Origin of the sequence: Pseudomonas extremorientalis, assembly GCF_001870465.1 — a bacterium.
Lineage (GTDB): Bacteria > Pseudomonadota > Gammaproteobacteria > Pseudomonadales > Pseudomonadaceae > Aquipseudomonas > Aquipseudomonas extremorientalis.
In genome coordinates, this window is record NZ_MDGK01000041.1 from 131,033 (window position 1) to 157,702 (window position 26,670).

Here is a 26,670-nt window from a genome sequence, read left to right on the forward strand (position 1 = left end):
CGCTTTGTAAGATAACCGCTACAAAAATCTCACAAAGTTTTCACATGCCTCTCCCGATACTCCAGCCCCCAAGGGCCACCCCATGCAAGGGTGGCCTCCGTTGCGTGCAGCCCTGCGCGTCAACTGGAAAATCATCGGGTTGGAGCGCTGGATGGCGATGTTCGAACGCAGCACCAAGTCTGCGAAAGGCTTTGATTGGGCCGGCCTGGGCTGGCTTTTCCTGTTTTTCTGGTACTTCTCGGGTATTACCCAACTGCTGATTCAACTCAGCGGCACAGCCGGTTTCAGTGGGTTTCGCCAGGCATTCTTCATGAGTGCCATATGGCTGGCACCGCTGCTGATATTCCCTCGTCGTACGCGCCTGATCGCTGCCTTGATCGGCGTGGTCCTGTGGGCCTGCTCCATGGCCAGCCTGGGTTATTTCTTCATCTACCAGCAGGAGTTTTCCCAAAGCGTCATCTTCATCATGTTCGAATCGAACATCTCTGAAGCCGGCGAGTACGCCACGCAATACTTTGCCTGGTGGATCGTGCTGGCGTTCATTGCCCACACCGCCGTGGCTATTTTCCTGTGGACCCGCGTGCGTCCGGTGTACCTGCCGCGTGGCCAGGCGCTGTTGGCGGCCACGGCAATCCTGGTGGGCATCATCGGTTACCCGCTGGTCAAGCAGATTGCCCGCAGCGATACCCTGGGCGACGCGATGGATCGCTTTGAATCGCGTATCGAGCCTGCCGTGCCGTGGCAGATGATCGTCGCCTACCGCCGTTACACTGAGCAACTGGACAACATGCAAGCCATGCTCGACAGCGCCAGCCAGATCCCGCCCCTGACCAACCTCAAGGACACCATGGCCGGCCAACCGTCGACCCTGGTGCTGGTGATCGGCGAGTCCACCAACCGCCAGCGCATGAGCCTCTACGGCTACCCGCGCAACACCACGCCGGAGCTGGACAAACTGCGCGACCAACTGGCGGTGTTCGACAACGTCATTACCCCGCGGCCCTACACCATCGAGGCGCTGCAACAGGTGCTGACCTTCGCCGACGAAGAAAACCCGGACCTTTACCTCAAGACGCCGTCCATCGTCAGCGTAATGAAACAGGCCGGCTACAAGACCTACTGGATCACCAACCAGCAGACCATGACCAAGCGCAACACCATGCTCACGACCTTTTCCGAACAGGCCGACGAACAGGTGTACCTGAACAACAACCGCAACCAGAACGCCCGCCAATACGACGGCGACGTGCTGGCGCCGTTTTCCAAGGCCCTGGCCGATCCGGCCGAGCGCAAGTTCATTGTGGTGCACTTGCTGGGCACCCACATGAGCTACCAGTATCGCTACCCGCCGACCTTCGACAAATTCACCGACCGCCAGGGCGTGCCGGCGGGCATCAGCGACGACCAGTTGCCGACCTACAACAGCTATGACAATGCGGTGCTGTACAACGACTTCGTGGTGTCGAGCCTGATCAAGGACTATGCCAAGACCGATCCCAACGGCTTCCTGCTGTACCTGTCGGACCATGGCGAGGATGTCTTCGACTCGATTGGCCACACCACCCTGGGACGTAACGAAGGCAAACCGACAGCGCCGATGTACACCATTCCGTTCATGGCCTATGCCTCACCGAAATGGCGCGAAACCCACGACTGGAGCTTCGCCGGCGACTTGCAAAGGCCCTACACCAGCTCGCAATTGATCCACACCTGGGCTGACCTGGCCGGGCTGAGCTTCAACGAACTGGACCGCACCAAAAGCCTGGTGAATGACAGTTTCAGGCCGCGCCCGCAGATGATCGGCAACCCCTACATGCGCCAGCAGAAACCGCTGATCGACTTCAGCCTGATCAAGCCGAAAAAGGTGAATCCGACTGATGTGGTGCTGCAGGAGAAACCGGCCTTGTAACACAAAGGTAACAATCATTCTCGTTTAAGCCTAAAGTTCCCCCTCTCCTTTCGTCTTTGAACCAAAGCCTTTTCCGACCGGAAAGGCCGCAAAGACGACAAGGAGTCTTCCGCGATGTTCACGCCTTTCAGCCGTTCCATGACGTTCACCCTCAGCCTCTTCAGCGTCGTCGCAAGCCCCGACCTGCTGGCTGAAACAGACCCCGAAAACCAGTCCCTCGAGCTGGGCGCCACCCGCATCACATCCGAGGGCCTCGGAGCCACCACCGAACACACCGGGGCCTACACCACCGGCTCGATGAGCACCGCCACGCGGCTGAACCTGTCGGTCAAGGAAACCCCGCAATCGATCTCGGTGATCACTCGCCAGCAGATGGATGATTTCAATCTCAATACCTTGACCGAAGTGCTGCGCCAGACCACCGGGGTCAACGTCCAGCACAACGACTCCGACCGCGTGTCCTATTCCTCTCGTGGCTACGGCATCAACAACTTCCAGATCGATGGGATGCCCAACACGTTCGGCTACATGAAGTCCGATTCCGACACCATCATCTACGACCGCATCGAGGTGGTTCGCGGTGCTACCGGCTTGACCACCGGCGCCGGTGACCCCTCGGCCACGGTCAATATGGTGCGCAAGCGCCCCACCGCCCAGTGGCAGGCGAAAACCGGGGTGAGCGGTGGCAGCCATGACAACTACTACAGTTTCGTGGATGTCGGCGGCCCGTTGGCGTACGACGGCAAGCTGCGCGGGCGTACAGTGCTGGCCTATCGCGACAGCCAATCCTTCCGTGACAACTACGCGCTGCAGCGGGCAGTCGGCTACGGCATCCTTGAAGGCGACCTGTCGGACGACACCGTGCTGGCGGTCGGTTTTGATTACCAGGACAAACAGGTACAGGGCACTTCCTGGGGCACCGTGCCCTACTGGAACAGTCAGGGTGGCAAGGCCGGACTGTCACGTTCCACCAATATGGCAGCGCACTGGAGTTCCTGGCCGCTGACCGACAAGACCACCTTTGCCAGCCTCGACCACCACCTGGGCGGCGACTGGCACTTGAAGGCGGCCTACACCCATCGCCAGAGCGACACGGATGGCAAGGTGTACTACGGCGGCGCAGGTTTCCCCAACGACGACCGCAGCGGCATGACGGCCTGGGCCAGCCATATGCGCGGCACCTCGAGAATGGAGGCGATTGACCTGAACCTGGCTGGCAGCTATGCGCTGCTGGGCCGTGAACATGAACTGATGATGGGTTATGGCGAAGCCACACAGCGGGACGTCTCGCCGGTGATGCGCGACAACATCCCGGACGGCTACTACAGCATCGAAGACTGGAAATACATGGGCGGGATCGGCAAGTTTCCCGACACCGTGACCGGCCTCAAGGGTGAGCACAGCAGCAAGCAACAGAAAGCCGGCTACCTGGCCACGCGCCTGAGCCTGACCGAGCGCCTGCATGCGGTACTCGGCAGCCGTTATGGCAGCTGGGAGCTGGAAAGCGCGGCGCCTGAATACACGGCCAATGACCAATTGCTCAGGGCCAACAAGACCCGCCAGACCCACAATGATATGTGGACGCCCTACGCCGGGCTGCTCTACGACATCACCCCGGAGTACACCGTCTACGCCAGCTACACCGACATCTTCAAGCCGCAGAGCCTCAAGGACGTCAGCAACAAATACCTGGAGCCCGTGGTGGGCAGCAACTATGAAGTGGGGCTCAAGGGGAGCTTGTTGCAGGAGCGCTTGAACGTAGCGGCCGCCTATTTCTGGAGCAAGCAGGACAACGTCGCGGAACGGGATGACTCCGTACCGCCGAACCCGATCACGGGCGAGGAGTACTACAAGTCAGGCGGCAAGGGTAACAAAGTGAGCGGCTTCGAGCTCGAGGTAGCCGGCGAGGTGATGCCGGACTGGAACCTCACGGCCGGCTACACCTATACCCACTCGGTGAATGGCACGGACAAACGCAACAACACCGGCCAACCGCTAAACCTGCTGAAGGTTTCCAGTGCCTACCGCTTACCCGGTGCATGGCGCAACCTGACGGTAGGCGGTGCCGTGAACTGGCAGAGCGATATCCATGAATTCGGCAACCGGCCAACGGGGGCCCGTGACAGCGAGGGAAATCGAATCACCACACGGGCAAAGATCACTCAGCAGGCCTACAGCGTGGTCAACCTGATGTCCCGCTACCAGTTCGACGAACATGTTACGGCATCGCTTAACGTCAACAATCTATTTGATAAAAAGTATTACGAGCGCGTTGGTTTTTATAACGGCGTGTATTGGGGTGACCCACGCTCGATCACCTTGGCATTGGACTGGAAGCTGTAGGATTTTTTAACCAAAAGTTAACGAAATTGTTAGCTTTTGGTTTTTCTGGCGTTAATTCCTACTTAATAAACTCCCTCCACACTCGCCCCATGAATCTGATCAAGGACAGAGCGGATACCGATCACACTTACCGGAAACACTGCCATGAAACTCTCTACCCTGATACTTGCCAGCCTGATGACCCTGACCTCCGCCGCCGCCTTTGCCGAAGGTGGCTCGGAGCGTTCCAAGGCGTTCTACAAGGACTTTACCTTCGTGCAGCAACAAACCCACGGCACCGCTGAACAAACCGCGCTGGCCGATGGAAAGAGCGTAAAGAAAGAAACCGCTGACAAGTCCGCTGCCGAGCAACAACCAAACACTTGATGTAACCGTAATACCCTTTGCCATCCCGCTCCTTTGGCCAAGGTCAACTTTGGCGCCATTCAATGGCGCCTTTTTTTGCCTGTTATTTATTAAAGCGATTTTTTCCAGAACAACATGCGCCCGTGGGCCGGGTCAAACTTCGAGTCATCAAAACCAAACTTGCGATACGCCGCTTGAGCCACCGCATTACCCTCCAGTACCTCCAGGGTGATCTTGCAGCAGCCACGCTGACGGGCGATTTCCTCGACCTTTTGCAGCATTTTCTGGCTCAGCCCCAAACCACGGAATGCATCCATCACCACCACGTCGTGGACATTGACCAAAGGACGGCAGGCAAACGTGGAAAACCCTTCAAAACAATTGACCAGACCCGCCGGTTCTCCCCCCACAAACGCCAGCACGCTGAACGCATGGGGCCGTTTGGCCAGCTCGCCCGGCAGTTGCTCCAGGAGGTCGGCGGGCAGGCTGTGACCACCGCCCATCGGGTCCTCAGCGTAATGGTTGAGCACGCGGCCGATGGCGTCGGCATGCACGGGGTTGGTGTAGCTGGCTTGCAGCACCAGGATGTCTGGGGTGTCCATGTCCTTCCTCGATCACGATTACAAGGGATTCGGCTCCCTGTGAGGGGCACGATTGTAAGCGTGGAGCGAGCGCCAGATGAAGGAGATTAACTACAAATATGCGCATGAATACGCGAACGTTGCGTGGTTGAAAAAGCGCAATCAGACGATTCCTGGATTTTTTCGTACGGGCGTCAGCCGAAACGCTGCAACTGCATTTCTTGCAGGCGGCTGAGTGTCCTGCGAAAGGGAAACGCCAGGTAGCCCTCGGTATAAAGTCGCTCCAGCGGCACCTGGGCCTCGATGAACAGCGGTACTTTACGGTCGTAGCACTCATCCACCAGGGCGATAAACCGACGCACGCTGTCATCGTGCACCGACAGCGCCGGCAACTCACGGTCGCCGGCCACTACACGCTGAACGCCATCCTCGGTGCCACGGGCAATCCGGCCAGGACGCTGTTGCGCGCTGAGGTTGGGGACTTCGCCAATCAGGATGGCCTTGAAGCGATCGCACAGCAGTATGAAATCCATGGCCGCCAGCGGTTGTTCGCACAGGTCGGCGTAACGGCACCAGAGCACGGTGTCGCTGGACTGCACGGCGACGATGGCGCGATGCCCCACGACAATCGGCCCGCTGCGGGTTGGCTCGCCCTGGGCCAAGCGCTGGAACACGCACGCCAGCGCCTCGGGTTGATTGACCCAGTAGCGCTGGAGTCCTACACCCGGATGCAACCGGTGATCCTCTCCCCCATCCACCGCAACCACATGCATGTGCTGCTTGATCGCTGCAATGCCCGGCAAAAAGCGCTCGCGGTTGAAGCCATCGGCATACAGCTGGTCAGGTGGTTGGTTGGAGGTGCAGACCATCACGACGCCTTCTTCGAACATCACCTGGAACAGCCGCCCGAGGATAATCGCGTCACCGATGTCATTGACGAACAATTCGTCGAAGCACAGCACACGCACTGCCTGGCTCAGTTCCCGGGCCAGGGCCTGCAAGGGGTCGTGGGTGCCGGTCAGTTGGAACAGACGCTGATGCACCCACTGCATGAAGTGATGGAAATGCTGGCGCCGCGCGGACACTCGCAGGCTTTGATAGAACTGGTCCATCAGCCAGGTCTTGCCCCGCCCCACCGGGCCCCACAGGTACACGCCAGTGATCGGCGCATGGCCGTGGTGCAGGGCTTCGTGGCAGGCTTGCAGGGCATCCACCGCGCGGCGCTGGGCAGCGTCGGCGACGAAACCCTGTTGGGCAACGGCGTGTTGGTAGGCAGCGAGGGGCGTGTCGAAAGTCATGCCCGCCAGTATGAACTACAGCGAAATATCCAGCCGCGAAATCTTGCCCTGCTCGTTCAAGCGAAAGGTGTAGCGCAGCTCCAATGGGCTGCCCGGAAAATTGCCGGACACGATATTGCTGACCAACACCTTGCCGGTACGGTGTTGCACCTTGAGCACTTCGACCCGCGGCTGATAACGACGCCCGGTGTCTTCCATCCAGCGTGCAATGGCGGCGGCGCCCACCTGGTGCTGACCTTCATCGAACACATTGGCATCCTCGGCAAAACACTGGGCGATAGCCGAGGTGTCACGGGTATTGGCCGCTGCGATATAGGCCACGATGGCCGGCGCCAACTCAGGGATAGACATGGCACAGCTCCTTTCTTGGTGATTTGTAGTGCCATGCTAAGCCAGGGTCGTGTCAGTTTTTGTCAGGAGTGAAGGGACCGGATTCATTCTGTTCCATCAGCTTGCGCCAGGCCCGCAGCCAATCGCTGCGCCGGCCCGGGTAACGTTCACCAGGCACCTCGGCACTCGCCACGCGGTCGGTGCGAAAGGTGCGATAGGCACCGCGCAACTCACACCAGGCCACGATCACCCGTACTTCATTCAGAAAGCCCAGGGCCAGGGGCCAGATCAGCCGTTGGCTCTGGGTCTGGCTGGCGTCGGCGTAATCGATCTGCAGCTTGGCCTGGTTGCGAATGGCCTCGCGAAACACATCGAGCGACACGCGGTTTTCCGGGTAACCAAACCCTGGCGGGCCAGGCAGCAGTGTCGGGTTGCGCAAGGCTTCCTGGGCGGCGGGATCGAGTACATCGGCGATCTTCGCCAGGGCATTGGCCGCGGCGCGACTGAGCACCTCGTCGCCACGCTGGTCGACATAACGCAGGCCGAGCACGATGGCTTCGGTTTCCTCGGCGTTCAACATCAAGGGTGGCAGAAACAAGCCACTGCGCAACACATACCCTACCCCCGCCTCACCAAAAATCGGCGCGCCCAAGGCAGTCAATTCGGCGATATCGCGATACAGCGTGCGCTCGGACACCTCCAACTGCGCCGCCAGCACGGCAGCGGTCACGGGACGTTTCTTGCCCCGCAGGGCCTGGAGCAAAGTCAGTAGACGAGTGGTTCGCGACACAGGAACGCCTGCCGAGAATAGAAAAGTGACGCAGCTTAACAGAGCCCCCTGTCAGAAAACGTCAGCAGTAAAAAAGCCCCCTTGACCGAATACATTACCAAGATCATATTAAATACATGTTACTAAACATGTAAAAAAATCACTGCCTCAGGAGTTCTTGTATGCGCAATAAAGTCTTTGGCCGCCGCAGCGGCCTGCAGGTATCCGAACTGGCCTTGGGCACCGGTAATTTCGGTACGGGCTGGGGCCATGGCGCCGAACGCGACGAAGCCAAGGCGATTTTTGACGGGTACCTCGAAGCCGGGGGCAATTTCCTCGATACCGCCAATGGCTACCAGTTCGGTCAGGCCGAAAAGCTACTGGGGGAATTTATCGCCTCGGAACGCGACAACCTGGTGGTGGCCACCAAGTACACCCTGCGCACCGAACCGTCCGATGAAGGCACGATCCGGCTCGGTAACAACCGCAAGAACCTGGTGCGCTCGGTGGAAGAAAGCCTCAAGCGCCTGAACACCGAACGCATCGACCTGCTCTGGGCACACATGAGCGACAACGTCACGCCCATGGAAGAGATCCTGCGCGGTCTCGATGATCTGGTGCGCGCCGGCAAGATCCACTACGCCGGCCTGTCCAACTTCCCCGCCTGGCGCATTGCCCGCGCCGACCTGTTGGCCGAGGTACGCAGTTTCGCGCCGATCATCGGCATCCAGGTGGAATACAGCCTGGTCGAGCGCAGCGCCGACCGCGAGCTGCTGCCAATGGCCGAAGCATTGGGGCTGGCCGCCACGCTATGGTCGCCCCTGGGCGGTGGCTTCCTGACCGGCAAGTACCGCAACACCCAGGACGACAACCGCGCCAACAAACTCGGGATCCTGGTGCACGCCGAACACACTGCACGTGAAACCGCAGTGCTCGATACGCTGCTGGCGGTTGCCGGTGAAATCGACGCCACACCGACCCACGTCGCCATCGCCTGGCTGCGGGACAAGGCCCGGCGCTCGACCACCGCGCTGGTCCCGATCCTGGGTTCGCGCACCCGCGCCCAGCTGGACAGCACCCTTGGCGCGTTGAATGTGCATCTGTCGGCCGAGCAAATCACCCGTCTTGACACCGCCAGTGCCATCCCGCTGGGCGTGCCGCACGGGATCATCGCAGAGCGCTTCCCCGTCGATAACGGCCTGGACACCCCGCGACCACCGGTTATCTGAGGCGAAAAAAAAACGGCCTGTCGAACAGGCCGTTTTTTATTCAATGATGCAACTCAGGCAAGGCTCTTACTGACCACCTCGAACACATCACTCGACAACTCACCGGACGCCAGAATGCGCTCCAGCTCGGCTTTCATCAGCGCCTGGCGCGCGCTGTCGTATTTGCGCCAGCGGGTCAGCGGCGCCAACTGGCGCGAAGCGATCTGCGGGTTCAAGCCATTCAACTGGATCACCAGGTCCGCCAGGAAGCGATAGCCCGAACCGTCCGCCGCGTGGAAGTTGATCAGGTTCTGCCCGGCAAAGGCACCGATCAAGGCGCGTACCTTGTTAGGGTTCTTGAGCGTGAACGCCGGGTGCTCCATCAACGCCTTGACCCGCGCCAGCCCGCCCGGCAACGTGCTGCCAGCCTGCACGCTGAACCACTGGTCCATGACCAGCGGGTTGTCCTTGAAGTTCTCGGCAAACACCGCCAACGCCTGTGCTTTCTCCGCCTCGAACGGCGAATTCACCAGCACCGCCAGCGCGGTCAGGCGCTCGGTCATGTTGTCGGCAGTGTCGAATTGCTCGATGGTCGCCGCCAACACTTCTGGCTTACCGCTGAGCATCAGGTACGACAGCGCGATGTTCTGCAACGCGCGACGGGCAAAGTGCTCGGCGGCCGCCACGTACGGCGTTTGTCTGGACAGCTCTCGATTGGCCTGGTAACGCAACCACAGCGCCTCGTGCAGGTTGTCCGCCAGTTGCTTGCGCGCAAACTCACGGGCGGCGTGGATGGCATCCACATCCGCCACGTCGCTGATTTCGGTCAGGTAGGCTTCACCCGGCAACGACAGCATTTCCGCGACCATCGCCTGATCCAGGCTTTCATCACTCAGCACGCTGCGCAGCGCAGTGATCAAGCGCTGATCCATCTTCAAGGCCTGGCCCTGTTGATGCTGCTCAATCAACTCCTGCAGCACCTGCACCGACAACTGCTGGCCGGCGTCCCAACGGTTGAAACCGTCACTGTCATGCTGCATCAGGAACATCAGTTGGTCGCGGCTGTACGGGAAGCTCAGCTTCACCGGCGCCGAGAACCCGCGCAGCAGCGAAGGCAACGGCTGTTCGGCGATATCAACGAAGGTAAACGTCTGCTCGGCCTCGGTCACCGAAATCACCCGCGACGTGCCTGCCGCAGCCGTCTCACCGGCCAGGCGCAAGGCAATGCCAGCGCCCTTCCCGTCCAGCAAGCCCAGCTCCACCGGAATTACGAACGGCAGTTTTTCCACCTTGTCCGGGGTTTGCGGGCAGCTCTGGCGGAAGGTCAGGCTGTAGGTTTTCGCCGCCGCATCGTAGGACTCGCTCACCGCCAGGCGCGGCGTACCGGCCTGGCTGTACCAGCGCTTGAACTGGGTCAGGTCGGCGCCGTTGGCGTCCTCCATGGCCTTGATGAAGTCGTCGCAGGTCACGGCCTGGCCGTCATGGCGTTCAAAGTACAGATCGCTGCCCTTGCGGAAGCCTTCGGCGCCGAGCAAGGTGTGGATCATGCCGACCACTTCCGAGCCCTTTTCGTACACGGTCAGGGTGTAGAAGTTGGAGATCTCGATGAAGCTGTCCGGGCGTACCGCGTGGGCCATCGGACCGGCGTCTTCGGCGAACTGATGGGTACGCAGGTACGCCACGTCCTGGATGCGCTTGACCGTGGCCGAGTTCATGTCGGCGGAGAATTGCGAGTCACGGTAAACGGTGAAGCCTTCCTTGAGCGACAGCTGGAACCAGTCGCGGCAGGTCACGCGGTTGCCCGACCAGTTATGGAAGTATTCATGGGCAACGATCGCCTCGACCCGCTGGTGCGCGGCGTCGGTGGCAGTTTCGGCACGGGCCAGCACGGCGCTGGAGTTGAAGATGTTGAGGCCCTTGTTTTCCATGGCGCCCATGTTGAAATCGTTCACCGCGACGATCATGAAGATGTCGAGGTCGTACTCACGGCCATAGGTTTCTTCGTCCCAGCGCATGGACTTTTTCAGGCTGGTCATGGCGTGCTGGCACTTGTCGATGTTTTCCGGCTCGACGTAGATGCGCAGCGCCACGGTGCGGTCGGTCATGGTGGTGAAGGTATCTTCGACACACCACAGGTCGCCGGCCACCAGGGCGAACAGATAAGCCGGTTTCTTGAACGGATCTTCCCAGGTTGCCCAATGGCGGCCGTCCTCACCCGGACCGCTGGCGATCGGGTTGCCGTTGGACAGCAGGATCGGGTAGCGGTGCTGCTCGGCGATCACCGTGGTGGTGAAGGTGCTCATCACATCCGGGCGATCGAGGTAATAGGTGATCTTGCGAAAGCCCTCGGCCTCGCACTGGGTGCAGAACATGCTGCCGGACTTGTACAGGCCTTCCAGGGCAGTGTTGGTTTCCGGATGGATTTTTACCGTGGTATCCAGGGTAAACGTCGCGCTTTGCGGATGCACCGTCAGGTGGCTGTCGGTCAGCTCGTAGTCATCAGCGCTCAGTGCCTGATCGGCCAGGTTCACGCTCAACAGCTCCAGCTGCTGGCCGTCCAGCACCAACGGCGGCAAACTGGCGCCGCGCTCGGGATTGCGGCGCATCACCAGTTGCGCGTGGACCAGGCTGTGGTCCTCGAACAACTCGAAGGTCAGGTGGGTCTCGTCGATCAGGTAGTCCGGCGCCTGATAGTCCTTGAGGTAAATCATCTTCGGTTGTTCGGTGCGCATGGGTGGCATCCTTCTACTGATGCACGGCGAGCTGGTAGGCCGTGTACTTACGAATATTGATCACGCCGGTATCGAAGATCAGGTACTGGCCCTTGATCCCCAGCAGCGTGCCTTCGGCAATCGGGTTCTTGTCCAGGTTGAAGCTGACGATCTTCGCCGGATACTGCTCCACCGGGTAGCGGATTTCGAGCGGCTCGATGTCGGTGACCGGTTGGATGGCCTGCAGGCCAAAGCGTTCCTGCAAACCCAGCAGGCCGTCAGCACAGGCGGCGAACAGATGGTCACGCACCTGCTTGAGGTCGACGGACTGGGCGTCGCCCTTGAGCAGCGCACGCCAGTTGGTCTTGTCGGCCACTTGGCTGCGGAACAGGTCTTCGACAAAACCGGACTGCTGGCGGGTAGCCACGCGCATGATCGGCAGCGCCTGGCTCGCGCCCTGGTCGAGCCAGCGTGTCGGCAACTGGGTGGCACGGGTGATGCCGACCTTGATGCCTGACGAGTTCGCCAGGTACACCACATGGTCGGTCATGCAGAATTTCTCGCCCCAGCCTGGATCGCGGCAGGTGCCGGCGTCGTAATGGCAACGCTCGGGGCTCATGATGCACAGGTCACACTGGGCCAGCTTTGTCATGCACGGGTAGCAATACCCCTGGCTGAAGCTGGTCTTGGTCTTGCGGCCGCAATGGCTGCAATGGATGGCACCGAGGTATTCCAGGCGCACGTGGGTGCCGATCAACGGGTTGACCGGCACCTCGGCACTTCCTAAGCGAAACGCGTATTGAACGGTCGGCTCACCGAGTTGCGCCGACATCTTGCTGACTGCACCGCGACCGATTTCAATCAATGGATCGCATCCGACTTGAACAGGATGTTCGGCACGGTGGTCGACTTCGACTGGCATTCCTGCGGGCCCATGTAGCCGGTGCGCTGGTCTTCCGGCAGGTTCTGGATTTCCCAGGCAATCACCGCCTGCAACGACAGCTCACGCTGTTCGGCAGTGAGCTTGCGGCCATCGGACCACTTGCCGATTTCCACGGCGAGCTTGAGGCTCTCGTAGATATCCGGGGTGATGTTTTCGATCATTTCAGCAAAAGAGGACATGAGGCTCTTCCTTATCAAATAGACGATTTGCGACGGCTGTACAGCCCGCCCAGCAAACCTGTCAGGCAACCGATGACCAAGCCGCCGACATGGGCCGCGTTGGCGATTTCGCCGAAACCGATCATCGAGACCAGCCCCGACAGGCAGAGCAGCAGCCAGACCAGCATCATCACCAGTACCCCACGGGGCAGGCGATAGGCCGGGTTGGGCGACAGCAGTTGAAAAATCCAGCAATGCCCGAGCAGGCCATACAACACGCCGGACAACCCACCGAACAGACCGGGGCCACCATAAGCGTATTGAGCGTAGTTGGAGACCAGGCTGAACAACAGGGTCAGGCCCAGCAAGTTGATACTGCCCTGGCGCGCCTCTATGCGCCGGCCCAACTCCCAGTACCACATGCCATTCATGGCCAGGTGCAGGATGCCGAAGTGGATCAGCATCGGCGTGACCAACCGCCACCACTGCCCCGCCGCCAGACTGTCGGCCAGCGGCGTGAACTGGATGTACTCGCCGATAATGCGAAACTGCAGGAATGTCAGCCAGCTCATGGCTTGCAGGTTTTCACCGAGCAAGGTCACCGCGCCGACGATGATGCTTGCCAGCAACACCAGTGCGGTCAATGGGCTGTGCCGCAGTTGCTGGACAAATCCAGGGCGCCTGGTCGCTGCCTGTTCGGGAATATCCAGTTGCCGGTCCGGGTCACCGGCGGGAAAGCGCTGGTACAGCACGCGCACGTCGTCGCTGATGGTCTCGGGCACCCATAACACTTGCTCCCCGGCCTCTTCACTGACGCGATGGGGCACCTGCATGCGGTGCAGCAGTTGGATAAAGCCGCCCAGGTCCACACTCAGTGGCAGGCGCAATACGGCCACAGTACTCATTGGATGACCTCGGGCCGCTCAACGTCGACCCAGACGAATTTATTCGGGTCCAGTCGCGTTTCCTGATCCAGGCGGTACGCCACCAGCTTGCCGTACAGCACCGCGCTGTAGTCCAGGCAGGCCAGGTTCGGGCGGATCGGCGCCGGTTTGCCGCTGCGCCAGTAGTGCCCGACGAACAACAACGGTTCGTCGACGCCGTAGCGCAGCAGGGAATTCTTTTCGGTGGACGACAACGGTGTACGCGCCACCGGCTCGGGCAGTGCATCGGGCTGGAACACGATATCGCCGTAGGTCTTGGGGTCGTCTTCCCAGAACTTGGTGCGGAAGAACGAGCGCGTCAGGCCATCGCCACCGGTCAACGTGAGGCCGTCCGGCAAACGCATGTCGGTGCCGCGCAACAGGCGGTCGAACGCATTGCAGGCAAAACTGCCTGGCACGGCGGCGGCCTGCAGGAAGTGCTGGTCGATGCAGCCGTCCGGGAAGGTGCCACGCAGCGGCTGGATAAAGCCATCATCCCAGCACGCATGCACCACGCGGAAGCGCCCGGCATCGACAAACAGCGGCATGTCGTAGAACCAGCCGAGGAAATCGTGCCAGTCGGCCGGGTGATGTTCGAACTGGGTCAGGGTCTCGTGGATCAACCGCGCATGCCGTGGGTTGTGCTCACGCACGAACTGCCTGCCACTGCCCGGCGGTGCCGGTGTGGTCCAGCCCAGGGCGTTGAACTCGTGGTTGCCCATGATGCACAGCGCCTGGCCGGCCTCGGTCATGTCGTGGACGATATGCAGCGCCTCGCGGATGCGCGGGCCACGGTCGATGATATCGCCGAGGAACACCGCCATACGCGTTGGATGGCGCCAGGTGCCGCCCTGCTTGTGGTAGCCCAACAGGTCGAGCAAGTGCTCAAGGGTATGGGCGCAACCGTGCACGTCACCAATCAGGTCGTAGCTACGCGCGGGATCGAGCATCAGTCGCCTCCACCCCCCAAGCGGCTGCCCCAGCCCAGCTTGGTGCGGCACACTTCGTAGTAGTTGTGGTCCAGCGGGTGGATCAACCGCAACTTCTGTGCCTTCTTGCTCACGGTGATGGTGTCACCGGGGGCGCAGGTGAAATGGTTCTGCCCGTCACACGAGACCTGCGGGTAGATCTGCATATCTTTGGACACCACGATTTTCAGTTCACTGTTGCCGTCGACCACAATCGGCCGGCTCGACAACATATGGGGATACATCGGCACGATCACAATGGCATCCAGCTTGGGATGCATGATCGGGCCACCCGCCGACAGCGCGTAGGCGGTGGAGCCGGTAGGCGTGGCAACGATCAGGCCGTCGGCCTTCTGGCTGCACACGAACTGACCGTCGATATACAGTTCGAACTCGATCATCCGCGTGGACTTGCCGGGGTGCAGCACCACGTCATTGAGCGCATCGCCCTGGCCGATGGCTTCGCCGTGGCGGCGCACTTCTGCCTGCAGCAGGAAGCGGTTCTCCACCAGGTAATGACCGTCGAGCACCTTGGCCACTTCGACTTCCAGCTCATCCGGGCGGATATCGGTGAGGAACCCCAGGCTGCCCCGGTTGATCCCCAGCACCGGCACGTTATGTCGCGCCAGGGCACGGGCCGCGCCGAGCAGGCTGCCGTCGCCGCCGACCACGATGACCATGTCGCAGACTTCACCGAGCATCTTGCGCGACGAGGTCTGCAGGCCGTGGCCCGGCAGGATTTCAGCGATGGTGTCTTCGAGGATCACATGCAGGTGACGCTCCAGCAGGAATTTTTTCAGCCGGCGGACGGTGTCCAACACCTGGGTACTGCCCAGGCGACCGATAATGCCGATATTGCGAAATTGCTCCATGGGGCTCCTGCGGGATGTGGAGTGTGGCAAAAAAGAACGATTATGGGCGAAAGGCCGTCTCAGGCAAAATCCTTTGTCGCCGTGAAGCCTTGATGACAACGGTTCTCAGCCACCTTCAGCGCAGTTAAAAGGCTATGCTCGGACCATGACTGTGTTCCCCGATCTGCACAACCTGCCCCGCCAGCTGCGCCACCCTGAGGTGCGCGACCTGGCGTGGGTGATGCTCGCCCCGCCGATGCTCGCGCAAACGCCATGGCCGCAACGTCACCCGCTGGCCGGCAGCGACTGGGTGCAGGCGCCGCATCTGCTGGAACGCTGGCTACGCCAACTGGACCAGGACAGCAGCGCCTTGCAGCAGTGGCTGAGCCTGTCACGTACGCGTCGCCTGGGCCTGTATTACGAACGCCTGTGGCAGTTTGCGGTGCAGCATGCGCCGGGCGTGGAATTGCTGGCCGCCAACCTGCCGATCCGCCGTGCCGGGCACACCCTCGGCGAGCTGGACATGTTGCTGCGCGACCGCGATGGCGTGCATCACCTGGAACTGGCGATCAAGCTGTATCTGGGCCCGCAGGACGGTAATGGCCAGGACACTGCGCAATGGCTCGGCCCGGGCTGTCATGATCGACTGGACCGCAAGCTGGCGCATCTGGCCCAACATCAGTTGCCGATATCGGCGCGAGAGGAGAGCCGTGAAGTGCTGGCCGCGTTGGATGTGCAGCAGTTTGATGCGCATTTGTGGCTGGGCGGCTACCTGCTCTACCCCTGGCCCGGCCAGGCTATGGCTCCCAGTGGCGCGCATCCGCAGCATTTGCGTGGGCGCTGGTTGCATCAGCGTGACTGGCAGGCGTTTGTCAGCCTCAGCCAACCGGGCCGTTGGCAGCCCCTGCCCCGGCATGCCTGGCTGGCGCCGGCGCACTACCCCACGGAAGAAGTGTGGAGCGAAGAACAGATGCACGGTTGGCTGGCCGAGCTGGACCCGATGGCTCCGGCGCAGCTGCTGGTGCGGCTGGTGCAGGTGGGTGAAGATTGGGAGGAAGCCGAGCGGTTGTTTCTGGTGGCGGATCTTTGGCCGAATGTGCCGGGGGCGGGCTGAGGTTTTGTCGTGAATGTCAGGGCCTCATCGGGGGCAAGCCCCCTCCCACAGGGGAATGCATTCCCAATGTGGGAGGGGGCTTGCCCCCGATAGCGGTTGCCCAGGCACTACAGCTGATCGATATGCCGATACTCCAACTGCAACCTCATTGCCAACAGCTGGGACCGACCTAGCCTGATCGGCCCACGCTCGATATCCACCAGCAGGCCCGGGCACTCCAACAGCGGCAGCCCATTAATGTCCTTGAGGCGCCCGTCGGTAATCACCAGCAGCCGCTGCTGTTCGGCCGGATACCGTTTGCGCCGCACCGTCAACCAGTCCCCCGCCTCGGTGAGTGCCGCCAGCAATGGCGTACCGCCGCCCGCGCCCAACTGTTCCAGCCAACCCGCCAAGCCCTTGGCCGCTTTCAACCCCTGCACCTGCCACTTCGGCGCCTGCCCGCTGGCCGTCAACAGTGCCATGCGCGACCGGTGGCGGTAGGCGTCGTCAAACAACTGCGCCAACAAGCCCTTGGCGTCGGAGAGCGCTCGATGTCGTCGGGTGGACGCCGACGCATCGACAATCACCAACCACAGCTCATGGGCCGCACGACTGCGCAGGTGAAACAGCAAGTCCTCTCGCGTTTGCGGCCGACCGCCGAGCAAGGTGCCCGGCCAGTTGATCGCGCCCTGCTTCGCGCTGCGAGCCTTGCCTTGCCTGCCGTTGCCTAGTCGCCCTGCCTTGGGTCGCGCATCCGCCCCCGCGTCAGGTCGAGGGCGAATGCCTAGGGCTTTTTTGGCCAGGCGGGCACTTCTCGGCGTGCGCCCGTGGGCAGCGCCGGTGCGGGCATATCGCCCCATTGGCCTTGACCGGGCGAGGTGTCGGAGGGTTTCGGCGACGGCCCTTCGCTCGGCGGGCTGGCCGGTGAAGGAGACTGTTCCTGACGGCGATGGCGAAGAGCGAATTCAGCAACCGCTTGGATATCTTCCTCGGCAATGGCACTGGCTCCCCGCCAAGCGGCATGAGCCCTGGCACCGCGCAACCAGACAAGGTCCGCACGCAGGCCATCGACCCCCGCCGCAAAGCAGCGCTCGGTGATCTGCGCCAGTGCAAGGTCGTCCAGTGCAATGCTGTCGAGCCGCGCCCGTGCCTGGGTGCAGCGCTCGCGCAATGCCGCTTGCGGCGCATCCCACTGGGCGCAAAAGGCAACAGGGTCGCTGTCGAAATCCAGGCGACGCCGGATGATCTGCCCACGCTCGGCCGGCAAGGTCTGCCCGCTCAAGGCCACATTGAAACCGAAGCGATCGAGCAGTTGCGGGCGCAACTCGCCCTCCTCCGGGTTCATGGTGCCGATCAGCACGAAGCGCGCCGAATGGCGATGGGAAATGCCATCGCGCTCGATCAGGTTGGTGCCGCTGGCGGCCACATCCAGCAGCAGGTCCACCAGATGGTCGGGCAGCAAATTGACTTCATCGACGTACAGCACGCCACCGTCGGCCTTGGCCAATACACCGGGGGAGAATTGCGCCCGGCCTTCGCCCAATGCGGCGTCCAGGTCCAGCGTGCCGACCAGGCGCTCTTCAGTGGCGCCCAAGGGCAAGGTCACGAACTGACCACTGGCCAGCAGGTCGGCCAGACCCCGCGCCAGGGTGGACTTGGCCATGCCGCGCGGGCCTTCGATCAGCACACCGCCAATCTTCGGGTCGATAGCGGTCAGGCACAGCGCCAGTTTCAGGTCATCGGCGCCGACCACGGCGGACAGCGGGAAATGGGGAATATCAGTCATCAGCTGTCTTCTTCTATATCCAGCAACAGGTTTTCCAACGCCTCGCGGTATGCCCCCGGTTCCTGCCACATGCCACGCTGCTGGGCTTCCAGCATGCGCTCGGTCATGTCGCGCAGTGCATCGGGGTTGTGCTGTTGCACAAAGGCCCGGGTGTCGGGGTCGAGCAAGTAGGCGTCGGCCAACAGTGCGTATTGGTGATCGTCAATCAGTGCGGTGGTGGCGTCGAAGGCGAACAGATTGTCCACCGTCGCGGCCATTTCAAACGCACCTTTATAGCCATGGCGCTTCACGCCTTCGATCCACTTGGGGTTGGCGGCGCGGGAACGGATCACCCGATTCAGCTCTTCCTTCAACGTGCGGATCTTCGGCAGGTCAGGCTGGCTATGGTCACCGTGGTAGCTGGCGGCCTTGTCGCCGCTCAGGGTTTCCACGGCAGCGAGCATGCCACCCTGGAATTGGTAGTAATCGTTGGAATCGAGCAGGTCGTGCTCGCGGTTGTCCTGGTTCTGCAAAACGGCCTGCACCTGGCTCAGGCGCTGGGCGAATTGCCCGCGGGCGGCAGTACCTTCGTCGGAACCGCCATAGGCGTAGCCGCCCCAGTTCAGGTAAACCTCGGCCAAGTCTTCACGGCTTTGCCAGAGACGCCCGTCGATCGCGCCCTGCACACCGGCACCATACGCGCCGGGCTTGGCACCGAAGATGCGCCAGCCGGCCTGTTTTGCCGCGGCCTCTGCGTCCAGGCCCGAAGCCAGCAACGCTTCACGCTCACTGCGCACCTTGGCGGCCAGCGGGTTCAGCTCGTCCGGTTCGTCCAGCGCAGCCACCGCCTGCACCGCCGCATCGAACAGGCGGATCAGGTTGGCAAAGGCATCCCGGAAGAAACCGGACACGCGCAACGTCACATCAACACGCGGACGATCCAGCAGGCTGACGGGCAGGATTTCAAAGTCATCCACGCGCTGACTGCCCGTCGCCCATACAGGGCGCACGCCCATCAGCGCCATGGCCTGGGCGATGTCATCGCCGCCGGTGCGCATGGTCGCGGTCCCCCAAACCGACAAGCCGAGTTGGCGCAGGTGGTCGCCATGGTCTTGCAGGTGCCGCTCCAGAATCAGGTTGGCGGATTGGAAACCGATGCGCCAGGCGGTGGTGGTAGGCAGGTTGCGCACATCGACGGTGAAGAAGTTGCGCCCGGTCGGCAACACATCCAAACGCCCACGACTCGGCGCACCACTGGGGCCAGCGGGCACGAAACGGCCGCTCAAGGCATCCAGCAAACCGCGCATTTCTGCCGGGCCACAGGCATCCAGCCGAGGTGCCACGACAATACGCAGGCTTTCGATTACGGCCTTCACGTCCTCCCAACCGGGCTCTTCCAATTGCTCAAGCGGCCCTTCCAGGGCTTGCTCGATCAATCGCGCCGCGTAAAGCTCCAAGCGTTCACGGGTATCGCCGGCGGTACGCCACAACTGCCCGTCGATCTTCTGTAGCACCAGCGGCCGGCGTCCAGTCCAGGGTTCGGCCAGGGCGCAGTCCAGCGGGTCGAAGCCCAGCTCGAAGGCCTTGGCCAGCACGCGCAGCAAGCTCGACTGCGGGCCACGGCCATCGCCACGCGGGATGCGCAGCAGCGCCAGCAAGGTATCGATACGCAGGCGACCCTCGGGTGACTCGCCAAAAATATGCAGGCCGTCGCGGATCTGCGATTCCTTCAAGTCGCACAGGTAGGTGTCCAGGCGCGGCAACCACACGGCGGCATCGGCGTCGCTCTCCAGCTCAAGCTCCTGGTCGATGCGGGTTTCGCGCACCAGCTTGAGAATGTCCTTCTGCAGCTCCAGGGCGCGGCGCGGATCGAGCAACTGCGCTTCGTAATATTCGTCCGCCAGCAGCTCCAGGTTACGCAGCGGGCCGTAGGTTTCGGCACGGGTCAGCGGCGGCATCAGGTGGTCGATGATGACTGCCTGGGTGCGCCGCTTGGCCTGGGCGCCCTCGCCCGGGTCATTGACAATAAACGGATATATATTCGGCAGCGGCCCCAGCAACGCATCGGGCCAGCAGTTTTCCGACAGGCCCACGCCCTTGCCCGGCAGCCACTCCAGGTTGCCGTGCTTGCCCACATGGATCACGCCGTGGGCGCCGTAGGTGTGGCGCAGCCAGAAGTAGAACGCCAGGTAAGCGTGGGGCGGCACCAGGTCCGGGTCGTGGTACACGGCGCTGGCGTCCACCTGATAACCCCGCGCCGGCTGGATGCCGATAAACGTCAGGCCCAGGCGCAGGCCGGCGATCATCAGGCGACCGTCGCGGCACATCGGATCGTTCTGCGGCGCGCCCCAGCGCTCCAGCACTGCCTGGCGATTGGCTTCGGGCAGGCACTGGAACATCGCCTCGTACTCGTCCAGGCCCAGGCTTTGATGGCAAGGGCGCAAGTCGAGGCTGTGCAGGTCGTTGGTGACGCCGCCGAGCAACTCGTGGATCAACGCCGTGCCGCTGTCCGGCAATACGTCCGGCAGCGGATAGCCTTCGGCTTGCAAGGCACGCAGGATGTTCAGCGCCGCCGCCGGTGTATCCAGGCCCACGCCGTTGCCGATGCGACCGTCGCGGGTCGGGTAGTTGGCGAGGATCAGCGCAATGCGTTTCTCCGCATTCGGCACCCTCGCCAACTCGACCCAACGCCGCGCCAGCTCGGCGACAAAATCCATGCGTTCCGGCGCAGCGCGGTAGCACACCACGTCCGACTGGCTGCGTTCGCTGCGCCAGGCCAGGTCCTTGAAGCTGATGGGCCGGCTGATGATGCGCCCATCCAGCTCCGGCAACGCGATGTGCATCGCCAGGTCGCGGGGGCCGAGGCCCTGCTCGCTGGCCTCCCAGCCGGGCTGGTTGTCCTGGGCACAAATGGCCTGGATCACCGCGATATCGCGGCGAAACGGGCGTAAATGCGGCGCTTCGGGGCTGGATTGGGCGAAGCCGGTGGTATTGAGGATCACCGCCGCGCCGACCTCATCCAGCAGGTCCTCGACCACCGCCAGGCAGCCGGGCTCTTTCAAACTGGCCACCGCCATCGGCAACGGGTTAAGCCCCGCTGCGTGCAGGCGCTGGCAGAACACATCGATAAAACCGGTATTGGCCGCCTGCAAATGGGAGCGGTAGAACAACACCGCCGCCACCGGCCAGTCGGCGTTCCAGTCTGCCTGCCAATGGTTCAGGCGGGCGCTGGCGTGGTGCGGGTGATAGATCGCCGTGCGTGGCAGGGTTTGGGGCTCGGCCCAGGCATAGGCGCGCCCCAGGTAGGCGCTGGCCAGGCAGCGATAGAAATCCAGGGCATTGCCCAGGCCGCCCTGACGCAGGAAGTGCCACAGCCGATCACGCTCTTCGGCACCGACGGTGCTCAGCCCGCTGAGTTCCGGGTCCGGGCGATCATCCCCCGGCACCAGGATCAGCTGCACACCGCGCTCGGCCAATTCCACCAGACGCTCGATGCCGTAGCGCCAGTAACCGATACCGCCATGCAGTGAAATCAGGATGACCTTGGCGTGGCGCAGCACCTCATCGACGTACAAGTCGACCGAGGCATGGTTCTGCACCTGCATCGGGTTGGCCAGGCGCAGGCTCGGGTAGTCGTCGGGCAACTGCCGGGCCGCTTCGGCCAGCAGCGCCAGGCTGGAATCGCCGCTGCACAGGATCACCAGGTCAGCGGGGGTTTGGCCAAGGTCGGCAATATTGTCGTCCGAGACGAAACCACCGGGCTGGGTCCTGAGCAGGTGCATGGGTCAGACGCTGAGGGCGGCGCGCAGTTGCGCTTCGAGGCCCGCCGCGTCCAGTTCCTGGCCGATCAGCACGAGGCGCGTGGTGCGTGCTTCTTCAGCGCCCCAGGCACGGTCGAAGTGTTTGTCGAACCGCGTGCCCACACCCTGGATCAGCAGGCGCATCGGTTTGTTCGGGATGGCGGCGAAACCTTTGACGCGCAGGATGCCGTGTTGCACCACCAGTTGCGTCAGGGCATCGAGCAGCAGTGCTTCATCGGCTTGCGGCAAGTCGATGGAAATCGAGTCAAACGCATCGTGGTCGTGGTCGTCTTCACCTTCGTGGTGATGATCGTGGTGGCTGTGGCGGCCGTCGATGTGCTCTTCGGAACCGGCGCCCAGGCCGATCAATACGTCCAGGGGCAAGCGACCACTGCTGGCTTCGACGATCTTCACCGCCGGCGGCAGCTCCTCGGCGACTTCCAGGCGCACGCGGGCCAGGTCTTCGGCATTGATCAGGTCGGCCTTGTTGAGGATCACCAGGTCGGCGCTCGCCAGTTGATCGGCGAACAACTCGTGCAACGGCGATTCGTGGTCCAGGTTCGGGTCGAGTTTGCGCTGTGCGTCCACCTGGTCCGGGAAGGCAGCGAAAGTGCCGGCGGCGACGGCCGGGCTGTCGACCACGGTGATCACCGCATCCACGGTGCAGGCACTGCGGATTTCCGGCCACTGGAAGGCTTGCACCAATGGCTTGGGCAATGCCAGGCCGGAAGTTTCAATGAGGATATGGTCGAGATCGCCGCGACGGGCGACCAATTCGCGCATCACCGGGAAGAATTCTTCCTGCACGGTGCAGCACAGGCAGCCATTGGCCAATTCGTAGACGCGGCCGTTGGCCTCTTCTTCGGTGCAACCGATGGAGCACTGCTTGAGGATTTCACCGTCGATGCCCAGCTCGCCGAATTCGTTGACGATCACCGCGATGCGACGGCCCTGGGCGTTGTCGAGCATGTGGCGCAGCAAGGTGGTCTTACCCGAGCCGAGGAAGCCGGTGACGATGGTAACGGGGAGTTTGGCCAGTGTTTTCATCGGATGCCCTTGGGGGCGGGCATATGGGACGATTGGCGCTGCGACGGCGCGCAGCAGCGGATTTCGTCACCGGATCACCCCGCCCGGTTGAAGTAGAAAATCGGTTGCGAGGCAGGTCTCCTGGCTTGGGGCTTGCGGGTCTTGCGACCGGCGCTGGCTGCGCCTTCCCGCCTTGTCGGCAGTGGCGTGGCAGTCAGCTGAACCCTTTACAGTTGCGGGGGCAGCCGCGGCTTGGACCGCGTTCCCTTCTTAGCTTCGGCCTGGGCCGAAGAACCTCGAGGGTGCAAGGCTACGCAGTGCTTGGGGGATGGTCAATGATGGGGTTGGGTTGGCTTGAGTACATATCCATTGCTGCGGTAACGGACATGCCCCCAGAACGCACATCCCCAATTGACTCCCCTCCCACCCCCATGCTCTCCTACACATCTTGTTTCGGGTGCCCTGCAAAGGGTGAAACGGGAAACCGGTGACTCATGCACACACGCATGACAGTCCGGTGCTGCCCCCGCAACGGTAAGCGAGCGAAACGTCATATCCACTGTGCCAGTCGGCATGGGAAGGCGACGTTTTCAGGCATTGAGCCCCTCGCAAGCCCGGAGACCGGCCCGAAAAAATCAGATAACAAACCCGCGGTGGGCGGGCGCTGTTCAAAGCCCTGCGTGCCTGGCTCGCGGGGCTTTCATGCGCTCGTTTCACCCTGACACCTGAAAGGGACGCGCCATGTCGATCATCAGCAGCACTTCGCACGCCACCAGCAGCACCTCTACCTTGGGCCTACGCCTGACCGCCGCCATCGGTGCGTCGATCCTCGGCGCGTGCCTGGTGTATTTCGCCGGCTTCTCGCATATCGAGGCGGTGCACAACGCTGCCCACGATACCCGCCACAGCGCCGCGTTCCCGTGCCACTGAGGCTTGCCGACATGATCAAGCGTATTGCGCAAACCGCAGGTTTCACCGGCCTTCTGGCTGCCCTGTTGCTGACTTTGCTGCAAAGTTTCTGGGTCGCCCCACTGATTCTGCAGGCGGAGACCTTTGAAAAGGCCCCGGCAGCGGCTGAGCTGCACGCACACGCCGACGGCGCAGCTGCACATACCCATGACGCCGAAGCCTGGGAGCCTGAAGACGGTTGGCAACGCGTGCTGTCCACCACGGGTGGTAACCTGGTGGTCGCCGTTGGCTTCGCCCTGATGCTGGCCGGCCTGTACACCCTGCGTGCACCGACCCGTACCGCCCAAGGCCTGCTCTGGGGCCTGGCGGGTTATGCGACCTTTGTATTGGCCCCTACCCTGGGCCTGCCGCCCGAGCTGCCGGGCACCGCCGCCGCTGACCTGGCCGAACGGCAGATCTGGTGGATCGGTACTGCCGCGTCTACTGCAGCCGGTATCGCGCTGATCGTGTTCGGTCGCAACTGGCTGCTCAAGGCGCTGGGCGCGGCAATCCTGGTGGTGCCGCACGTGATCGGCGCGCCACAACCGCAAGTGCATTCGATGCTGGCCCCGGAAGCACTGGAAGCGCAGTTCAAGATTGCTTCGCAGCTGACCAACGTGGCGTTCTGGCTGGCCCTGGGCCTGATCAGCGCCTGGCTGTTCCGCCGCAACCGTGACGATCGATACTCGGCGTGAAACTGGTCGTCGGCCTGGGCTGCCGGGAGGGCTGTGATATCCACACCCTGCTGGCCTTGTTTGACGCCGCCCTCGTCGAGGGCGGTATCGAGCGCCACCGTATCACTGCGCTGGCCAGTCTTGATCGCAAACAGGAAGAACCCGGGCTACTGGCCTTGGCCGCGCTGCTGAACCTGCCGTTGCAATGTTTCAACGCTGAACGACTGGCGATTTATGCCGACCGGCTGAGCCATAAATCGGACGTGGCTTTTGCCCACACCGGCTGTTACGGCATCGCCGAAAGCGCCGCCCTGGCCCTGGCCGAACAGCTCGCCAACGCCCCTGCGCGCCTGCTGATCACCCGCCGGAAAACCGTCCAGGCCACCTTTGCATTGGCGTGCGCCGACTGAAAACCCGATAATCGCCCCTTTCGATCATGAGCAGATTTCATGCTCGCCCGTTTTTCATCAGGATTTCCCATGACCGTCTACTTCATCGGCGCAGGCCCCGGCGACCCGGAATTGATCACCGTCAAAGGCCAACGGCTGATCCGCAGTTGCCCGGTGATCATCTATGCCGGCTCGCTGGTGCCGGCGGCGGTACTGGAAGGTCATCAGGCAGAAACGGTGACCAACAGCGCCGAACTGCACCTGGAACAGATCATCGACCTGATCAAGGCCGCCCATGCCAAGGGCCAGGATGTGGCACGCGTGCACTCCGGAGACCCCAGCCTGTATGGCGCGATCGGCGAGCAGATCCGCCATTTGCGCGAGCTGGGCATCCCGTTCCAGATCATCCCTGGCGTTACGGCGGTGGCCGCTTGCGCGGCCCTGCTGGAAACCGAGCTGACCCTGCCCGACATTGCCCAGAGTGTGATCCTGACCCGCTACGCGGATAAAACCAGGATGCCGGCCGGTGAGGACTTCGACAGCCTGGCGCGACATGGCACCACTATGGCGATTCATCTGGGGGTCAACCACCTGGACAGGATCGTCGCCGAACTGCTGCCCCATTATGGCGCGGATTGTCCGGTTGCCGTGGTGCACCGGGCGACGTGGCCCGATCAGGATTGGGCGGTCGGCACCCTCAGTGACATCGCTGCAAAAGTGGCGACCAAAGGGTTTCGGCGTACGGCGTTGATTGTGGTGGGTCGGGTGTTGGCGAGTGACAGTTTCAGCGAGTCATCGTTGTATCGGGCGGGGCATGCGCATCTTTATCGACCTTGATATTCAACATCACAAAACAGATACAAGTAATTGATTTTATTGAGTAAATTCATTAAAAGAAATCTGACAGCCCAGCTTTCGCAATGAACACTCAACATTAGATAAATAGCGTAACCTATTGAATTTAAAGCACAAAAAAAACGGCGCTCACGGGGCGCCGTTTTTTATGTCCGCAGCGAACGCCTTACTCAGTAGTAGGCGTTTTCTTTCTGCGTGTGGTCGGTCACGTCACGTACGCCCTTGAGCTCCGGAATACGCTCGAGCAAGGTGCGCTCGATGCCTTCGCGCAGGGTCACGTCCGCCTGGCCACACCCCTGGCAGCCGCCGCCGAACTTGAGCACGGCAATACCGTCTTCAACCACGTCGATCAGGCTGACCTGGCCGCCGTGGCTGGCCAGACCCGGGTTGATCTCGGTCTGCAGGTAGTAGTTGATACGCTCGTTGACCGGGCTGTCAGCGTTGACGTTCGGCACCTTGGCGTTCGGTGCCTTGATGGTCAATTGGCCGCCCATGCGGTCGGTGGCGTAATCGACCACGGCATCGTCAAGGAAAGCTTCGCTGAAGGAATCGATATAAGCGGTGAAGCTTTTCAGCCCCAGGGCGGTGTCTTCAGGCTTCTCTTCGCCAGGCTTGCAGTAGGCAATGCACGTCTCGGCGTATTGGGTGCCGGGCTGGGTGATAAAGACGCGGATGCCGATACCCGGGGTGTTCTGCTTGGACAGCAGGTCAGCCAGGTAATCGTGGGCGGCGTCGGTAATGGTTATGGCAGTCATGGAAACTCCTCACAGGCTTGCCGGCAGT

General features: G+C 62.0%; 24 protein-coding genes and 2 riboswitches. Of the genes, 9 read left to right on the top strand and 15 right to left on the bottom strand.

Annotation, left to right across the window (positions count from 1 at the left end; translation table 11 throughout):
* Window positions 1–151: 151 nt before the first annotated feature.
* From BFN10_RS16995 to BFN10_RS17005, 3 genes are all read left to right on the top strand, one after another.
* The gene (locus tag BFN10_RS16995) at window positions 152–1,909 is read left to right on the top strand and encodes a phosphoethanolamine transferase CptA (RefSeq protein WP_071490711.1); all 1,758 of its coding nucleotides are present in this window, start codon (window positions 152–154) and stop codon (window positions 1,907–1,909) included.
* Window positions 1,910–2,023: 114 nt separating this feature from the next.
* A complete protein-coding gene (locus BFN10_RS17000) occupies window positions 2,024–4,252 on the top strand; it encodes a TonB-dependent siderophore receptor (RefSeq protein ID WP_071490651.1) in 2,229 nt (742 codons plus the stop codon).
* A gap of 144 nt (window positions 4,253–4,396) precedes the next feature.
* The gene (locus tag BFN10_RS17005; protein WP_071490652.1) at window positions 4,397–4,618 is read left to right on the top strand and encodes a hypothetical protein; all 222 of its coding nucleotides are present in this window, start codon (window positions 4,397–4,399) and stop codon (window positions 4,616–4,618) included.
* A gap of 89 nt (window positions 4,619–4,707) precedes the next feature.
* Here the strand turns inward: BFN10_RS17005 and BFN10_RS17010 are convergent, their stop codons facing one another.
* The 4 genes from BFN10_RS17010 to BFN10_RS17025 form a co-directional block, all read right to left on the bottom strand.
* A complete protein-coding gene (locus BFN10_RS17010) occupies window positions 4,708–5,199 on the bottom strand; it encodes a GNAT family N-acetyltransferase (RefSeq protein WP_071490653.1) in 492 nt (163 codons plus the stop codon).
* Window positions 5,200–5,372: 173 nt separating this feature from the next.
* Window positions 5,373–6,476 carry a cell division protein ZapE gene (gene zapE / locus BFN10_RS17015; RefSeq protein ID WP_071490654.1) on the bottom strand — a complete coding sequence of 368 codons (1,104 nt, stop codon included), beginning with the start codon at window positions 6,474–6,476 and terminating at the stop codon, window positions 5,373–5,375.
* Between the two features lie 15 nt (window positions 6,477–6,491).
* Window positions 6,492–6,827 (bottom strand): nuclear transport factor 2 family protein, encoded by a 336-nt coding sequence (locus BFN10_RS17020; protein WP_071490655.1) that lies wholly within the window; start codon window positions 6,825–6,827, stop codon window positions 6,492–6,494.
* Between the two features lie 52 nt (window positions 6,828–6,879).
* Window positions 6,880–7,596, bottom strand: coding sequence for a helix-turn-helix transcriptional regulator (locus tag BFN10_RS17025; RefSeq protein ID WP_071490656.1), 717 nt, complete (start codon window positions 7,594–7,596; stop codon window positions 6,880–6,882).
* A gap of 161 nt (window positions 7,597–7,757) precedes the next feature.
* Here BFN10_RS17025 and BFN10_RS17030 point away from each other — a divergent pair, with 161 nt between their 5' ends.
* Window positions 7,758–8,804: an aldo/keto reductase gene (locus BFN10_RS17030; protein WP_071490657.1), complete on the top strand. Its 1,047-nt coding sequence runs from the start codon at window positions 7,758–7,760 to the stop codon at window positions 8,802–8,804.
* 53 nt (window positions 8,805–8,857) lie between these two features.
* Here BFN10_RS17030 and pepN read toward each other — a convergent pair whose 3' ends face one another.
* The 6 genes from pepN to BFN10_RS17060 are packed head-to-tail and all read right to left on the bottom strand — an operon-like array spanning window position 8,858 to window position 15,358.
* Window positions 8,858–11,515 carry an aminopeptidase N gene (pepN, locus tag BFN10_RS17035; RefSeq protein ID WP_071490658.1) on the bottom strand — a complete coding sequence of 886 codons (2,658 nt, stop codon included), beginning with the start codon at window positions 11,513–11,515 and terminating at the stop codon, window positions 8,858–8,860.
* Between the two features lie 13 nt (window positions 11,516–11,528).
* Window positions 11,529–12,359 carry a DUF2797 domain-containing protein gene (locus BFN10_RS17040; RefSeq protein WP_071490659.1) on the bottom strand — a complete coding sequence of 277 codons (831 nt, stop codon included), beginning with the start codon at window positions 12,357–12,359 and terminating at the stop codon, window positions 11,529–11,531.
* Window positions 12,356–12,616, bottom strand: a complete 261-nt coding sequence (locus BFN10_RS17045; protein WP_017528545.1) for a YeaC family protein — start codon at window positions 12,614–12,616, stop codon at window positions 12,356–12,358. Before BFN10_RS17045 ends, BFN10_RS17040 begins: the two co-directional genes overlap by 4 nt.
* Before the next feature lie 14 nt (window positions 12,617–12,630).
* The gene (locus tag BFN10_RS17050; RefSeq protein WP_071490660.1) at window positions 12,631–13,500 is read right to left on the bottom strand and encodes a rhomboid family intramembrane serine protease; all 870 of its coding nucleotides are present in this window, start codon (window positions 13,498–13,500) and stop codon (window positions 12,631–12,633) included.
* Complete coding sequence (locus tag BFN10_RS17055; protein WP_162276401.1) at window positions 13,497–14,471, bottom strand: metallophosphoesterase; 975 nt, start codon at window positions 14,469–14,471, stop codon at window positions 13,497–13,499. Before BFN10_RS17055 ends, BFN10_RS17050 begins: the two co-directional genes overlap by 4 nt.
* Window positions 14,468–15,358, bottom strand: coding sequence for an NAD(+) kinase (locus BFN10_RS17060; protein WP_003217892.1), 891 nt, complete (start codon window positions 15,356–15,358; stop codon window positions 14,468–14,470). The genes BFN10_RS17055 and BFN10_RS17060 overlap by 4 nt, the downstream gene beginning before the upstream one ends.
* 145 nt (window positions 15,359–15,503) lie before the next feature.
* On the opposite strand from BFN10_RS17060, the gene BFN10_RS17065 reads away from it, so the two are divergent.
* The gene (locus BFN10_RS17065; protein ID WP_071490662.1) at window positions 15,504–16,451 is read left to right on the top strand and encodes a DUF1853 family protein; all 948 of its coding nucleotides are present in this window, start codon (window positions 15,504–15,506) and stop codon (window positions 16,449–16,451) included.
* 107 nt (window positions 16,452–16,558) lie between these two features.
* Here BFN10_RS17065 and BFN10_RS17070 read toward each other — a convergent pair whose 3' ends face one another.
* Genes BFN10_RS17070 through cobW form a run of 4 tightly spaced genes read right to left on the bottom strand, consistent with a single transcriptional unit; the run spans window position 16,559 to window position 23,042 of the window.
* Window positions 16,559–17,290, bottom strand: coding sequence for a vWA domain-containing protein (locus tag BFN10_RS17070; protein ID WP_173668588.1), 732 nt, complete (start codon window positions 17,288–17,290; stop codon window positions 16,559–16,561).
* The gene (locus tag BFN10_RS17075; RefSeq protein WP_071490663.1) at window positions 17,215–18,216 is read right to left on the bottom strand and encodes a magnesium chelatase ATPase subunit I; all 1,002 of its coding nucleotides are present in this window, start codon (window positions 18,214–18,216) and stop codon (window positions 17,215–17,217) included. Before BFN10_RS17075 ends, BFN10_RS17070 begins: the two co-directional genes overlap by 76 nt.
* On the bottom strand, window positions 18,216–21,977 hold the full coding sequence (gene cobN, locus BFN10_RS17080; RefSeq protein ID WP_071490664.1) for a cobaltochelatase subunit CobN: 3,762 nt from the start codon (window positions 21,975–21,977) through the stop codon (window positions 18,216–18,218). Before cobN ends, BFN10_RS17075 begins: the two co-directional genes overlap by 1 nt.
* A gap of 3 nt (window positions 21,978–21,980) precedes the next feature.
* Entirely contained in the window at window positions 21,981–23,042 is a 1,062-nt protein-coding gene (gene cobW, locus BFN10_RS17085; protein WP_071490665.1) for a cobalamin biosynthesis protein CobW, read from the bottom strand.
* A 93-nt stretch (window positions 23,043–23,135) separates the two neighbouring features.
* Window positions 23,136–23,335: riboswitch (cobalamin riboswitch) on the bottom strand.
* Between the two features lie 124 nt (window positions 23,336–23,459).
* Window positions 23,460–23,665, top strand: a riboswitch (cobalamin riboswitch).
* 97 nt (window positions 23,666–23,762) lie between these two features.
* On the opposite strand from cobW, the gene BFN10_RS17090 reads away from it, so the two are divergent.
* The 4 genes from BFN10_RS17090 to cobM all read left to right on the top strand — a co-directional run bounded on the left by BFN10_RS17090 (window position 23,763) and on the right by cobM (window position 25,869).
* Window positions 23,763–23,951 (top strand): CbtB domain-containing protein, encoded by a 189-nt coding sequence (locus tag BFN10_RS17090; protein ID WP_071490666.1) that lies wholly within the window; start codon window positions 23,763–23,765, stop codon window positions 23,949–23,951.
* A gap of 11 nt (window positions 23,952–23,962) precedes the next feature.
* Window positions 23,963–24,664, top strand: coding sequence for a CbtA family protein (locus BFN10_RS17095; RefSeq protein ID WP_071490667.1), 702 nt, complete (start codon window positions 23,963–23,965; stop codon window positions 24,662–24,664).
* Window positions 24,661–25,053 (top strand): cobalamin biosynthesis protein, encoded by a 393-nt coding sequence (locus tag BFN10_RS17100; RefSeq protein WP_071490668.1) that lies wholly within the window; start codon window positions 24,661–24,663, stop codon window positions 25,051–25,053. Before BFN10_RS17095 ends, BFN10_RS17100 begins: the two co-directional genes overlap by 4 nt.
* A 69-nt stretch (window positions 25,054–25,122) precedes the next feature.
* Window positions 25,123–25,869, top strand: coding sequence for a precorrin-4 C(11)-methyltransferase (gene cobM / locus BFN10_RS17105; RefSeq protein WP_071490669.1), 747 nt, complete (start codon window positions 25,123–25,125; stop codon window positions 25,867–25,869).
* 188 nt (window positions 25,870–26,057) lie between these two features.
* Here the strand turns inward: cobM and nfuA are convergent, their stop codons facing one another.
* Window positions 26,058–26,642 (bottom strand): Fe-S biogenesis protein NfuA, encoded by a 585-nt coding sequence (nfuA, locus tag BFN10_RS17110; RefSeq protein WP_017528557.1) that lies wholly within the window; start codon window positions 26,640–26,642, stop codon window positions 26,058–26,060.
* Between the last annotated feature and the right edge of the window lie 28 nt (window positions 26,643–26,670).

Bases quoted from the DNA above. Each gene is read 5' to 3' on its own strand.
- BFN10_RS16995 (WP_071490711.1), top strand. From the start codon at position 152: ATGGCGATGTTCGAACGCAGCACCAAGTCTGCGAAAGGCTTTGATTGG.
- BFN10_RS17000 (WP_071490651.1), top strand. From the start codon at position 2,024: ATGTTCACGCCTTTCAGCCGTTCCATGACGTTCACCCTCAGCCTCTTC.
- BFN10_RS17005 (WP_071490652.1), top strand. From the start codon at position 4,397: ATGAAACTCTCTACCCTGATACTTGCCAGCCTGATGACCCTGACCTCC.
- BFN10_RS17010 (WP_071490653.1), bottom strand. From the start codon at position 5,199: ATGGACACCCCAGACATCCTGGTGCTGCAAGCCAGCTACACCAACCCC.
- zapE (WP_071490654.1), bottom strand. From the start codon at position 6,476: ATGACTTTCGACACGCCCCTCGCTGCCTACCAACACGCCGTTGCCCAA.
- BFN10_RS17020 (WP_071490655.1), bottom strand. From the start codon at position 6,827: ATGTCTATCCCTGAGTTGGCGCCGGCCATCGTGGCCTATATCGCAGCG.
- BFN10_RS17030 (WP_071490657.1), top strand. From the start codon at position 7,758: ATGCGCAATAAAGTCTTTGGCCGCCGCAGCGGCCTGCAGGTATCCGAA.
- pepN (WP_071490658.1), bottom strand. From the start codon at position 11,515: ATGCGCACCGAACAACCGAAGATGATTTACCTCAAGGACTATCAGGCG.
- BFN10_RS17045 (WP_017528545.1), bottom strand. From the start codon at position 12,616: ATGTCCTCTTTTGCTGAAATGATCGAAAACATCACCCCGGATATCTAC.
- BFN10_RS17050 (WP_071490660.1), bottom strand. From the start codon at position 13,500: ATGAGTACTGTGGCCGTATTGCGCCTGCCACTGAGTGTGGACCTGGGC.
- BFN10_RS17060 (WP_003217892.1), bottom strand. From the start codon at position 15,358: ATGGAGCAATTTCGCAATATCGGCATTATCGGTCGCCTGGGCAGTACC.
- BFN10_RS17065 (WP_071490662.1), top strand. From the start codon at position 15,504: ATGACTGTGTTCCCCGATCTGCACAACCTGCCCCGCCAGCTGCGCCAC.
- BFN10_RS17070 (WP_173668588.1), bottom strand. From the start codon at position 17,290: ATGGGGCGATATGCCCGCACCGGCGCTGCCCACGGGCGCACGCCGAGA.
- BFN10_RS17075 (WP_071490663.1), bottom strand. From the start codon at position 18,216: ATGACTGATATTCCCCATTTCCCGCTGTCCGCCGTGGTCGGCGCCGAT.
- cobN (WP_071490664.1), bottom strand. From the start codon at position 21,977: ATGCACCTGCTCAGGACCCAGCCCGGTGGTTTCGTCTCGGACGACAAT.
- cobW (WP_071490665.1), bottom strand. From the start codon at position 23,042: ATGAAAACACTGGCCAAACTCCCCGTTACCATCGTCACCGGCTTCCTC.
- BFN10_RS17090 (WP_071490666.1), top strand. From the start codon at position 23,763: ATGTCGATCATCAGCAGCACTTCGCACGCCACCAGCAGCACCTCTACC.
- BFN10_RS17095 (WP_071490667.1), top strand. From the start codon at position 23,963: ATGATCAAGCGTATTGCGCAAACCGCAGGTTTCACCGGCCTTCTGGCT.
- cobM (WP_071490669.1), top strand. From the start codon at position 25,123: ATGACCGTCTACTTCATCGGCGCAGGCCCCGGCGACCCGGAATTGATC.
- nfuA (WP_017528557.1), bottom strand. From the start codon at position 26,642: ATGACTGCCATAACCATTACCGACGCCGCCCACGATTACCTGGCTGAC.